The organism is Tamaricihabitans halophyticus (genome assembly GCF_004340875.1).
Taxonomy (GTDB): domain Bacteria; phylum Actinomycetota; class Actinomycetes; order Mycobacteriales; family Pseudonocardiaceae; genus Tamaricihabitans; species Tamaricihabitans halophyticus.
Genome location: NZ_SLXQ01000012.1, coordinates 134,076 through 146,169 on the forward strand (window position 1 = coordinate 134,076; position 12,094 = coordinate 146,169).

Sequence of the window (12,094 nt, forward strand, 5' to 3'; positions counted from 1 at the left end):
CTACGTGGACGCCCCTACGGTCCAGCGTTTCGAGGCCAACCGGTCGCGGTTGGCCTCGCTCGCGTATCGGCTGCTCGGTTCGGCCGCCGATGCCGAGGACATCGTGCAGGATGCGTTTCTGCGCTGGCAGCAGGCTGACCAGGAACATATCCAGGTTCCCGAGGCGTGGCTGACCAAAGTGGTCACCAACTTGGCGCTCGACCGGCTCCGCTCGGCGAAGATGCGGCACGAGCGCGCGGTTGGCGACTGGTTTCCGGAACCGTTGCTGGACGGCGATTCGATGTTGGGGCCGGCGGAAACCGCCGAGCAGCGCGAGTCGGTAACCATGGCCGTGCTGACCTTGCTTGAGCGGCTTAACCCGGTAGAGCGGGCCGTCTATGTCCTGCGCGAGGCCTTCTCGCACAGCCATGCCGAGATCGCCGAGATCCTCGATATCACCGAATCCGCGAGCCAGCAGCATATTCACCGCGCCAAAGGCAAGGTCGGCTCCGCGCACGGTGCCAGCTGGACCGATCAGACAAGCGCGCGTCGGATCGTTGAGGCGTTCGTCGACGCGGCTTCCTCCGGCCGAACGGAACGTCTGGTAGCGCTGTTGACCGAGGACGCGACCGCGGTCACCGATGGTGCGGGGATGGCGGCGAAACTACTGCGGTACTCGGTTCCGGAGCGGATCGCCACAATGCTGCGGGCGGGCTTCAAACCCACGCCAGCGAAACGGAAACTGGCCGGCGGTTCCCCGTCGATCCACGCCGGTGTAGTCAACGGTTCTCCCGCGATCATCGCGGTGCTGAGCGATCAGGAACAGGGTGAGCGTGTGCTCGGTGTGGTGATGCTCGAGGTACGCGGCGACAAGATCGCGGCCGTGCGAGGAATGGCGTCGCCGGACCGACTCGGGCGGATCACCGAGCAATGGCGCCGGCAGGAGCACGGTCCGCCGATCATCGAATCCTGGTGAACAGCGGTGCGAACGCGGGAACCAACTAAACAACGGACAGGTGGCGCGAGTGTCGGATAGTCAGGGCGAGCCGATAGCGGTTCACCGAGCGGGCACGAAGTTGCACGCCTGGCGTTACGGGCCGGTAGACGCCCCTCTGGTGGCGTGCACCCATGGCGGGTTCATGGACAACCGCATGTTCGACGCGCAGCTCGGCCCGCTCATCGACTCCGGATACCAGGTCCTCACCTGGGATGTGCCTGGGCACGGCAGCACCGAGCCGGCCAACCGTGACCCGTCCGCGGTGGACCTGGCCAAGGACTTGCTCTCGATAATCGACACGCTGAAGCCGCCCGGCCGGGTTTGTTTGGTCGGGCAGTCGCTTGGCGGAATCGTCGCGCAGCACGTGCTGCTGACCGCCCCGGAGCGGGTCAGCGGGCTCGTCGTGATTGGCGCGCCATGCGTGACGCTGGCCAGTCGCCGGCTGAACTTAATGATGGCGGTGCTCTGGCGGGTCTCTGGCGCGGTAACCGGACTGCTGCCGGAATCCGTGATTCGTCGCCAGCTCGTCGAGGGCACGGCTGTTGACCCGACCGTTCAGGGATACGTCCGCGCCGTGACCGCGCGGGTAACCAAGCGGCAGTTCCGCTGGCTGGTGGATATCTCGCTGCGGGCCGGCCGGCGACTGCCCGGTTACCGGATTGACCAACCCGTGCTCATCGCCAGAGGTGCGCGAGACGGCAGTGGGGCAGGCAAACTCACCGCGCGCACGGCGCCGCACTGGACTCACCGCGATCCGCACGCGCGTTATGAGCTCGTCCCTGACGCCGGTCATCAGACCAATCAGGACAATCCGGAGACATTTAACCGGATACTGCTGGATTTTCTCGCCGAGCTCGACGATTGGTGGTGAGGTCCGGTGCTCAGGAGGGCAGGGCTCGGGTCTGCTCGTCGGTGCTGACCAGCGCCGAATAGATCGCCGGGCTCCGGTCACGCAGGAACGGGTGCTGGATGCGTGCCTGTACGAGCTGACGCTGATCCAGTTCGACCACGAACACCTCGTCGTCGGTGGTGCTCGCCTTGTGCAAGATGGTGCCGTACGGGTCGACAACCATCGAACCGCCCCCGAAGGTCCAGGTGTCCTCGGTGCCAACCTTGTTGCAAGGCGCCAGATACACGCCGTTCTCGAACGCCCGGGTGATCATGACCTGGTCCCAGGTCGGCAACTGTGGTGCCGCGAACGGGCCAAGCAGTACCTCGACACCGTTGACCGCCGCGCTTCTAGCGGCCTCGGGAAACATGTGGTCGTAGCAGATGATCGCGCCAACGCGGAACCCGTTGACCTGCCACACCGGAAACCGGGTACCGCCCCGGTAGTAGATCTTCTCCACACTGCGCATCGCCGCCGGGTGGGTCTTGCGATACCTACCCACGATCGCGCCGAGCGGATCGATCAGGAAAGCCGTGTCGAAGTACAAGCCCGGCGCCTGCCGTTCGTAGATGGTGGCGCAGATGTACCGACTGTGCTCGATGGCCTTGTCCCGGACCATGCTGAGCGTGTAACCATCCTCGGGTTCCGCGTAGTCGATATAGGCGTAATCCCAGTACTGCGCGAAGTACTCGGTGTTGAAGAACTCGGGAAGGACGATCAGCTCGGCGTCGTTGCCGGCGGCCTCATCGATGTACTTGCACGCGGTGGCCACGTTACGGTCTCGATCGGTGACCTTGCTGTTCATCTGAATCATGCCCAACCGCAGGGTGGTCATCTGGGTTCCGCCTTTCTGTTGGTAGCACGTGGTCACAGGCCAGCAAGTTCCGGAATGATCGTGCTGAGTTCCGGGATATAGGTGATGGTCAGCAGTACGAAGATCAGCGGGATGAGCAGCGGTGAGGTTCCACGCACAACATCCCGGAAGCTCAGTTGCCCGACCGAGGTGAGCACGTAGAGCACCAGGCCAACCGGCGGGGTCAGCAGGCCGATGGTCAGGTTCAACACCATGATCACACCGAGCTGCAACGGATCCACGCCGAACTCCAGCGCGATCGGCAGGATCACCGGCACGGTGACCAGTAGCGCGGAGGCCGGTTCGAGCACCATGCCGATCACCAGCAGCAGCAGGTTCATCAACAGCAGGAAGATGACCTGGCTGTCGGTGATCGCCAGGATCGCTTCGGCCGCCTGGGCCGGCGCTCCCTCTCGAACAAGCACATACGAGAAAAGACCGCCGGCAGCGGCGATGAACATGACTCGGCCGGTGGTGCTCGCGGTGCCAACCAGCGCTTGGTACAGCCCGCGCCAGCTGAGCCACCGGGCGCCAACGGAAAGCAGGATCAGGTACAGGGCGGCGACACCCGCTGCCTCGGTGGGGGTGAACACCCCGCCCAGAATCCCGCCAAGCAGGATGACCGGGGCGGCGAGCACCGGCAGCGCGCCGGCGACGGCGGGCAGTCGCTGACCACGCGGCAGCGGCTCGGTAACCAGCTCCGGCCGCTTCCGGGTGTACAGGAAGACGTACAGGCACAGCCCGGCGGCAAGTACCACCGCCGGTAGCACGCCGGCCAGCAGCACCCCGCCGACCGAAGAACCGGAAAGCACCGCATAGACCACGGCGCCGACACTCGGCGGCATTACCGGGCCGATCATCGAGGCAGCCCCGGTAAGTCCGGCGGCGAAACCGGCAGGGTAGCCGTTCTTCCGCATCGACGGCACCATCACGCTACCCATCGCGGCGGCATCCGCGGTGGACGATCCGCTCATCCAGGAGAACATCAAACTACCGGCCACATTCACATAGCCAAGGCTGCCCCGGACGCCACCGAACACCGCGTGCAAGGCATGCACCATCCGATCCGCCATACCTGCCGCGTTCGCGATGAACCCGACCAGGATGAACAGCGGTACCGCGAGTAGCGCGAAGGAGTTCAGTAGTGAGGCCACCTTCTGCAGCGCGATGCCCATCGTGATCCCGTCGGCAAGCAGGATATAGCCAAAACAGGGCAACAGCAGGGCGGCCGCCACCGGAACCCGGACGAGTAGCAGCAGGACGATCGCCAGTAACAGCAAGGTAAGTGTCATGATTGCCCCGCCGGGGTCACGGTGTGCTCGCGGAACAACCGGATCAGGTTGACAACCGCATGCCCGGCGATGCCCGCGAACGCGAGATATACGACGCCGTAAAGGCACACCATCGGAATCGGTAGTGCCGGCGAGTAGATGTGGAAGTTCGCGAGCACGTAGTCGAATGCGCCGAACAGCAGCACCACGCAGGTAACGATCAACAGCAGGATGGCCAGCGCATTGAGCACCAAGCGTCCCTTGCGGCCCAGTGTCCGATCAAACAGCTCGATGTTGATATGCGAGCGTTCGGCGGCCACCAGAACGGCCGCGATGAACGACATCCAGACGTAGCAGTACCTGGCCAGCTCTTCGGTCCAGAAGAAGGAATAGCCGAACACGTACCGGCCAGCTGTCTGCATGATGATCAGCGCCAGCATGATCACAAGCAAGGCAGCAGCCACCGCGCGCTCTACCGCGATGATCCGGCGGAGCAGTGGAGGCTGGTCTGCCGGTGGCTGGGTTTCGGTTGTGGTACTCATTGTCCCGCGCCCCGTTCGAGTAGCTGCCGAGCTTGCCGGTACGCCTCGCTGAACGGGAATCCGTGCGAAAAGTACTCGCGGGCCCTGGTGGCGAGTTCATCTCGCCGCACATCATCGACAACACGCACCGCGTCGCCCGCGCGCCAGTCGGCAATCGCCTTTGCGTCCGCGACCCGTGCGCATTCGGCGACCGCACGCGCGGCGGCGTTGGTGGCAGAGCGCAGTCCCGCCTGCTGCTCACTGGACAGTTCCTGCCACCAGTCGGAGTTCACGACCATCGGACTGGCCGAGATCTGATGCCGGGTGAGGCTGACATAGCTTGCCGCCTCATCAAAAGACTCCGCGGCGATCACCGAAGCAGGAGCTTCCCCAGCGTCCACAATGCCCTGCTGCATGGCAAGGTAGAGTTCGGAGTATGCCGTGGGAGTGGGATTAGCGCCAAGGGCCTCCGCGCCCTTGATGGACACATCAACCTGCGGAACGCGGAACTTCAGCCCGTCGAAATCCGAAAGCTGGCGTACCGGCCGAACGCCGAAGACATGCCGTGGGCCGTACAACCAAGGATCGCCCACCCGCTGCAGGTTCGCTCGCTCCGGTAGCTGTTCGAACAGCTCGGTGGCAATCTTGCTGCGATGGACGGTGAAGGCCTGCTCGATGCTGTCCGTAAGGTAATAAGCCTCGAGAAAGGTCAGCTCGGGGAAGTTGAAGTCGTTGGCAAGGATCGAGGCGGTGCCGATGGTGGCTTCCAGCTGACCGGTGGAAACCTGCTGCACCATCTCGTTTTCCCCGCCAAGCTGCGCCGAAGGGTAGATCAGCACGTTCAACCCAAGGCGCTTCAGTTCGGGGTCCTCGGCGAGCGGCTGAGCGCCGCATTCCACCGCGGGGACTTCCGGAGCGTAGATCAGACCCAGTCGCAGATCGACGGTCGCGTCGTCAGCGCTGGACGCATCCGTGCAGCCCGCGGCCAGCGCCAGCGTCAGGGTCGCCGCGATCGCGCCGGTACGCGCTATGTTAACCATGCCTCGGTCACCCTGTCGTATGCGCCGGAGCGCAGGTCGTCTTGCTCGGCGCGCAGCACCGCCTTCGCGATTCGCTCCGACGGTGTGCGCGGAAGCTGCTCGCGATAAGCCCAGTATCGTGGCACCTTGAAGTAGGCCAACCGTTGCGCGCAGAACTCACTCAGCTCGGAAGGGTGTGCTGTTTCGGCGGTATATTCCGGATTCAACACGAGATACGCCTTTACTTCCTCTTGCCGGATAGGGTCGGGAACCGGAACGCAGGCCGCCACCTGTACCGCGGGATGCTGGCAGAGGACTTCTTCCAGTTCGGTTGCCGAGATGTTCTCCCCACTGCGGCGGATCATCTCTTTGCTGCGCCCGACGTAGAAGATCCGTCCGGAATCGTCCATCCGGACCAGATCACCGGTGCGCAACCAGCCACCCCGGAAAGCTTCGGAGGTGGCATCCGGGTTGCGGTAGTAGCCATCCATCATGCCAACACCGCGCAGTACCAGCTCACCAATATCGCCGCGTGCTACCGGATTATCGTCCGGATCGAGTACCCGGGCTTCCCTGTCGTCCACCGCGCGGCCGATGCAACCGGTGCCGACCAGTTTCGATTGCTCATCGGCAGGCATCCGGACGTCCAGGCCGGTTTCGGTCATCCCGAACATCTCCGTCCACGGCGCTCCCCACCGCTGCTCGAGCTCGGCGTGCAGTGGAGTCGGGATCGCCGAGCAGTAGACCGCGCGTACCCGATGCTGGCGATCGCGCTGCTCCGGTGGCGTGTTCAACAGCATCGTTGGCATCGCGCCGAGGCAGTAGAAGAAGCTGACGTCGTGCTGGTGAACCTTTTCCCAGAACATCGAGGGGCGGAAACGTTCCAGTACAACCAGCGTCGCGCCACCAAGTAGCGCGGTCGCGACGTTCCACATAGGATCCATGTAATAGAACGGTTGGGCGGTCAGCATCGTGTCGTTCTCGCCGATCCGGGGTTCACCGGCAACGAGATGGCGCGCGATACGCAGCCAGTACCGATGAGAAAGCACGCAACCCTTGGGGCGCCCGGTGGTTCCCGAGGTGTACTGGATGTTGGCTGTGCGCTCGGCGGGAACTGACTCGAGAGGCCAAGAAACCTTGCCATGGAAGATTTCTTGCCCAGCTTCGTCGTCGCAGAGCAATAGTCCGGAGTGCACCACGTCGAGGTCGGCGGCCTGCTCTACCGACGGCAGCAGCGCCTTCTCGGTGATCAGCATTCGTGCGCCGGAATCGTGGATGAGGTGTGCGAGCTCGAATGGCTTGTAGTAGACGTTGATCGGTACGAGCGCGGCACCGAGTCTCGTGATCGCCAGCCAGGAAAGCACGAACTCGGCGCGGTTGGTCAGCATCACCGATACCCGATCACCCGGACCGATGCCTCGATCGGCCAGATGCGCCGCGATCGCATTGGCCCTTAGCTCGATATCGGCGAAGCTGAGCGTATCGTCCCGGCCATCGAAGACCAATGCGGTCCTGTCCGGCCAGCGTTCGGCTGCTCGCGCGGTCAGCGTGCGTAGGTCGGCGGGCCAGGTCGAATCCAGCGGCGAGCGGCTCATCGGTTACCTCCCCGCGCCGCGAACTTCGCCTGCGCGAGCTGGGATTCCCGGGACCGTTGGGTAACCACGGCATGGCCGAGTTCGATCTCGAAGGCGGCGGCGATGTCGCCTGGCGAACCGTTGTCCAGTGCGTGCTTGGCAAGCGTCGTCGCCAACCGGGGCCGGTCGGCCAACCGACGAGCCCAGTCCCATGTGGACTCGCGCAACTGATCGTCCGGGACCACGCTATTGATCAAGCCGAGCTGGGCAGCGCGCTCGGCGGAGAACCGTTCGCCGAGCAGTACCAGTTCCTTCGCCTTGGCAAGGCCGACGGTCAGTGGCAGTAACTGGGAGATGCCGCCGGTGACGCTCAATCCGACGCCAACCTCGGGGAAGCCGAACTCCGCGGAACGCGCGGCCACCACCAGGTCGCTGCACAGAGCGAACTCACAGCCGGCGCCGAGCGCGTAGCCATGAACCATCGCGATCACCGGGAATGGAGCCCGCCGAACCGCCCTTGTGACGTCCTGGATGCGGGCCACAGTGGCATGTAACCGCATCGGATCGGTGGGTTCCTCCTGCTTGAGATCGTGGCCCGCGCAGAATGCCCGCCCGTGCCCGCCGAGTACCAGTGCGCCGGCGCCGAGGCGGATAGCTTCGTCGATCGCGCGGCAGAGCCCATCCACTAGTTCGGGCACCACGGCGTTCAGCGACTTGGGTCGGTTCAGTGTTATCGAGGCAATATCGGCGTCGATGTCGAATTCGATGGTGCCATTTCCGAAAGTCTGCACGGTGCTCAACGAACCTTCCTCCGAGATCTGGACCGCGATGTTCAGCGATATTGCGGTTCGGCTGGGCGCGCTGCTGGCTCAGGCCGGATCGAGTGCCGTGGCCACATTGCGCACGGTGATGCCGTCGAGCTGCTCCTTGGCGAGTCCTGACTCGCCAAGCAACGGGAGAAACGTGTTGGTAATAAAGGCGAATCCGGCTCCGCCGGTGGCGCGCAACGCGGTCCGCAGGCAGATGTCGTGGGAGATCAGGATCTGTGCGCCGAAGCCGTGATCGATCAGATTACGTACCCATTCGACCCTGCGACGCAGGTCGTACTCACTGCGGTGCAGGCCGATGGTGTCGAATTGCACGTAGCAGCCGCGCTTGGCAAGCGCCAGGTGGTAGCCAGGATCCGGCACCGTATCGCAGTGCCCGATGATCACCTTGCGTGGATCGACGCCTTCTTCGGCGAAGATGTCCAATTGTGCCAGGCCGACTGGCCATCGCGCGGCATGCGTGGTGATCGCGACACCGGTGCTCCGTTGCGCCCTTGCCGCGGCGCGTAGGGAGCGCTCCTCGACGGCCGAGATGTACCATTTGTCCGCGCCGACTTCGCCAATCAGCCCTGCCCGGATCCCGGTGTCCGCAACGCCGGTCTCGATCTCCTCGACAAGCTGCCCGGCGATGGACGCCACATCGCGACGGTCGATCCAGTCGGGTTCCAGGTACGGCTCGCGATAGAAACCGGTGCCCATGATGACGTTCACGCCTGAGCGGCTGGCGATCTCCTTGATCCGAACAGGATCCCTGCCCAGCCCGATCGTCGTGCAGTCCACAAGTGAGCCGCCGCCGGCTTCCCGGTACTCGGCTAGCTCGGCGACCATCAGGTCAACATCATTGAGCAACCCGTCACCGCGGTACTCCTTGGTGAGGTTCGAAAGTAAGTGTTCATGCGGGAGCGTGAAACCGAGTTCGGCTGGTTCAACTGGACCAATTACGGACTGAATCGCCATGATCTGTGCACCCCATCACTCGAGGATTGACGCATCTCAACCTTGCGCCACCGCACGCCGGCACACCAGGTGCAGCCATGTAGGGGTACCGCGGATCGCTTTACACAGTGTCGGCCGCGCCACGTGGCCTCGACGTCTCGCCCCGCATACAGTCCAACGCGCGCAACGCGACGTGTAGCGATAGCGCCGCATCACTGGCGGTTACGTCCATTCGCAGTACCTGCTCGATCCGGCTCAGCCGGTCGTAGAGGGAAGGGCGGCTCAGAAAGAGTTCCTTCGCGGTGGTCGATTTGTTCAGACCGTTGGCGAGATAGACCCGCAGTACCGTAACCAGATCGGTGCCGTTTCGCTGGTCGTAGTTGAGCAGTTCGCCGAGCTCATGCTCAACGAAGGCCTGGACTCGCGTGTCGTCCCGTAGTAGGTGCAGTAGGCCGTGCACGCCGAAATCGGCAAGTCGGTAGTACGGTTGTCGGCGGTCCCAACCGTCCGCTGCCGTTGCGGCGTGCTTGGCCTCGGCGCAGGAGCGAGCGACGTCCGGCAATACTCGCGTGGTCGTCCCGAATCCGACGATCGCACCGCAGGACCAGGGTAGTTCACCGAGTTGCCGATGAATCTCGCTGGCGAAGCTGTCCAGGAACTCGGTATCCGGCTGCTCCGCGGGCAGCGAGGCAACCAGCAGTAGCCGGTCTGGTTCGGAGCTGGCGATTAACGTGCCAACGCGCGGGCAAGCGGCAGTCGCGCGCTCGATCGCCGCGATGTACTCGCGTTGCCGCGCTTCCGCCGGCTGTGGGGTGGCGCGTGGTTGGCTGTCGGTGCGGATCCGCACACAGCCACCGATCAACTGCCGACCGATGAGTTCCACACCAAGCGCGCGCGCCTTCGCGGTCAGCTCGTCGGTATCGGTCAAGCCCGGATCGAGTATGGCGTTCAACAGGGTTCGCTGGGATTGATGCTCAAGGGTTTCCCGGTCGCGTTCGATCAGTCGGCGCAATGCGAGGGCATCCGCCGCCCTTTCGGCGATAGTGCGGGCGAGTGCATGGTCACTCGCCGCCCGGTCGGGTGGGTCCGTGCCAGGAAGGATAATCAGGCGGCCCCATGGCTCGTCGTGCGCGCCCACTTTGGTCAACAGCCAGTGTTCGCTCGGATCGTAGGCGGTGCGTGGTTCGGTCTGCACATCGCGGGATCGTTGTTCCCAGCCATCGAGCAGGTCCAGTATGGGCCGATCGTGGTTATGGCAGGCGAGTACCTGGTGCGCGAGATTTTCCAGCACCACAGGGCATTCCAACATCTTGCCGACCTGCTGCACGATCGCTTCGGCATCAGCGCCGGAAACGGTCAGCTGGGTGAAGGTTTCGTGTACGGCGATCCGTTGCCGCAGCTCCTCCGCATGCCGGTCCCTGATGAGCTTGTGCACGGAATGCGTCACGTCGACGAAACGGATAGCGCGCTGCAGGGTAATCAGCGGCAGCTCGCGCTCACGTGCCCTGGCAAGACCGGCATCGGGTACGGACTCGTGATAGCGACCGAGCTCGATGATGAAGCCGACCGAACCGGAATCGCAGACCGCGTCGATCAACGGAACCCAGGCCTCGGGCGCGGGCTCAAGGCCGGTGCCGCCGGTGAGCACCAGTTCGCCGCCATTCAGGAAGTTCTCCATATCTGGCTGTTCGCACACGTGTATCCAGTGCACCTGCGCGGTGAGTGATTGTGCGCCAGCAACGATGTCAGGCAGCCCGCGGCGAACGGATGGCAGTTCGAGCACGTCCAAAACCGATGGTAGGCCACGCAATTCAGTGGCACCGGTTGGCGAGTTGGGATTATTGGGGGAATCGGGGGCATCGAGGGACCGGAGCTGCACTGCCATCATCGCCTCGCTCACTATCTTCAAGTGCGCGAACTGTGACCAATCGTTGAGGATGGCATACCAGCATGGCAAAAGCCAGGGAGCGGTTCCGGTCGCGAGCAACCGTGACAGCGCGGAAACCCGCTTTTAACTGGGCAGTGCGGCGATCCTGCGGTGCAGCCGATCGAGTTCATCGGCAGTCAGGCGGACATCCAGCCGAGCCAACCAATCGTCGAGTTCCTGCTCGGTCAGTTCGCGGTGTGCGGTGCCCTGCTCGGGCTTGCGGATAGTGATCGCGTGTTGGGTGAGCGTGACATGTCGATCGTCGGCCAGATATCGGGCGACGACGAGTTGATTCTGGAATACCGACTCGGGGTGTGTACTGGTGTAGTGGTGTCCGCTGTCGACGTCGGCAGGGTAGACGGTGAGTTCGTCGGTGGTGTGCATGCGTTCCCAGCCGGATTCCCGGAGCCGCTGTAACTCCCAGTGGATCTGCCCAGCCTCGGCGCTCCTTCGCACGCGGTGGGTCGCGCCACGGTAAGTGTCCTGCGCTTCGTCGACGAGCGGGATCGGGCGCCGGATGCTGAAGCCGAAGCCCGGGTCGGCAAGCAGTCGTTGGCCGTCGAGCGAGACCTCGATGACCAGATGGGTGCGGGCCGTCTGCGTCGGATCGCCCACTCTGCCCAACCGCCGTACCACGTTGTAGCCGAGCCGTTGCAGTGCGGCGCCGAACAGGACGCTGTGCTCGAAGCAGTAGCCGCCGCGCCCGCGACCGACGAACTTCTCCTGCACGGACTTCAGCGCGACCCCGGGATGCTGGTTGAGCAGCACATCGAGGTTATCGAAGGTAAACGCGTGCAGGTGCGCTTCGTGTAGCGAATCGAGGTAGTCGCGGGTGGGCGCTTCGGCCGGCAGGCCCAGCCTCGCCAGGTAGGCGTCCAAGTCGAGATCGTTGATCCGCCACTGATCAGATTCGGTCATAGTTTCGCCCTTCCCGCGGTACTTCCTCGAGTCTCGGATGGGTGACTAGCGGCGTCCACAATCTTTAGGGATCTTGCGGTTGCCGCCGCTGAACTGGATCAGCCGCGAGGCCGCTTGAGGATGATCCCGAACTCGCCCGTGTGTCCGCTTCCCACGCTCGGGGCGACGGTGCTGACCGCGTCCCAGCCTTGCCGACCGAGTTCGTTGAGATCGGTTTCGATCTGGCCGAAGTCGAAACCTTTCCAGCCCAGCTTGTAGGTCTGCACCCGGTACTCGAATTCCGTCGACATCGCCCCTGTCCTTCCGGTCGTCCATGGTGATCGCGGTATTCGCGCGTCGTCTTGACTGTACTTCGCGGAGCCCGTTCTAATCGGTCGGCCACG

12 protein-coding genes are annotated in these 12,094 nt (G+C 63.8%); 2 read left to right on the forward strand and 10 right to left on the reverse strand.

What is annotated here, in order from left to right; genetic code table 11:
- Nucleotides 1-4 precede the first annotated feature (4 nt).
- Nucleotides 5-955 (forward strand): sigma-70 family RNA polymerase sigma factor, encoded by a 951-nt coding sequence (locus EV191_RS22955; RefSeq protein WP_132879296.1) that lies wholly within the window; start codon nucleotides 5-7, stop codon nucleotides 953-955.
- Nucleotides 956-1,094: 139 nt separating this feature from the next.
- Entirely contained in the window at nucleotides 1,095-1,847 is a 753-nt protein-coding gene (locus tag EV191_RS22960) for an alpha/beta fold hydrolase (RefSeq protein WP_279388450.1), read from the forward strand.
- 10 nt (nucleotides 1,848-1,857) lie between these two features.
- On the opposite strand, the gene EV191_RS22965 is transcribed toward EV191_RS22960, so the two are convergent.
- The 10 genes from EV191_RS22965 to EV191_RS23010 form a co-directional block, all read right to left on the reverse strand.
- Complete coding sequence (locus EV191_RS22965; protein ID WP_132879299.1) at nucleotides 1,858-2,700, reverse strand: carbon-nitrogen hydrolase family protein; 843 nt, start codon at nucleotides 2,698-2,700, stop codon at nucleotides 1,858-1,860.
- Between the two features lie 32 nt (nucleotides 2,701-2,732).
- Nucleotides 2,733-4,010: a TRAP transporter large permease gene (locus EV191_RS22970; protein ID WP_132879301.1), complete on the reverse strand. Its 1,278-nt coding sequence runs from the start codon at nucleotides 4,008-4,010 to the stop codon at nucleotides 2,733-2,735.
- Complete coding sequence (locus EV191_RS22975; RefSeq protein WP_132879303.1) at nucleotides 4,007-4,531, reverse strand: TRAP transporter small permease; 525 nt, start codon at nucleotides 4,529-4,531, stop codon at nucleotides 4,007-4,009. Before EV191_RS22975 ends, EV191_RS22970 begins: the two co-directional genes overlap by 4 nt.
- Nucleotides 4,528-5,550, reverse strand: a complete 1,023-nt coding sequence (locus EV191_RS22980) for a TRAP transporter substrate-binding protein (RefSeq protein WP_132879304.1) — start codon at nucleotides 5,548-5,550, stop codon at nucleotides 4,528-4,530. Before EV191_RS22980 ends, EV191_RS22975 begins: the two co-directional genes overlap by 4 nt.
- Nucleotides 5,538-7,124, reverse strand: a complete 1,587-nt coding sequence (locus EV191_RS22985) for an AMP-binding protein (protein ID WP_132879306.1) — start codon at nucleotides 7,122-7,124, stop codon at nucleotides 5,538-5,540. Before EV191_RS22985 ends, EV191_RS22980 begins: the two co-directional genes overlap by 13 nt.
- Nucleotides 7,121-7,894 (reverse strand): enoyl-CoA hydratase/isomerase family protein, encoded by a 774-nt coding sequence (locus tag EV191_RS22990; RefSeq protein WP_341539637.1) that lies wholly within the window; start codon nucleotides 7,892-7,894, stop codon nucleotides 7,121-7,123. Before EV191_RS22990 ends, EV191_RS22985 begins: the two co-directional genes overlap by 4 nt.
- A 78-nt stretch (nucleotides 7,895-7,972) precedes the next feature.
- Nucleotides 7,973-8,887 carry a phosphotriesterase family protein gene (locus EV191_RS22995; RefSeq protein WP_132879308.1) on the reverse strand — a complete coding sequence of 305 codons (915 nt, stop codon included), beginning with the start codon at nucleotides 8,885-8,887 and terminating at the stop codon, nucleotides 7,973-7,975.
- A 100-nt stretch (nucleotides 8,888-8,987) separates the two neighbouring features.
- A complete protein-coding gene (locus tag EV191_RS23000; RefSeq protein WP_165913063.1) occupies nucleotides 8,988-10,649 on the reverse strand; it encodes a PucR family transcriptional regulator in 1,662 nt (553 codons plus the stop codon).
- Nucleotides 10,650-10,877: 228 nt separating this feature from the next.
- On the reverse strand, nucleotides 10,878-11,711 hold the full coding sequence (locus EV191_RS23005; RefSeq protein ID WP_132879311.1) for an arylamine N-acetyltransferase family protein: 834 nt from the start codon (nucleotides 11,709-11,711) through the stop codon (nucleotides 10,878-10,880).
- Between the two features lie 98 nt (nucleotides 11,712-11,809).
- Entirely contained in the window at nucleotides 11,810-12,001 is a 192-nt protein-coding gene (locus EV191_RS23010) for a DUF4177 domain-containing protein (protein WP_132879313.1), read from the reverse strand.
- Nucleotides 12,002-12,094 lie beyond the last annotated feature (93 nt).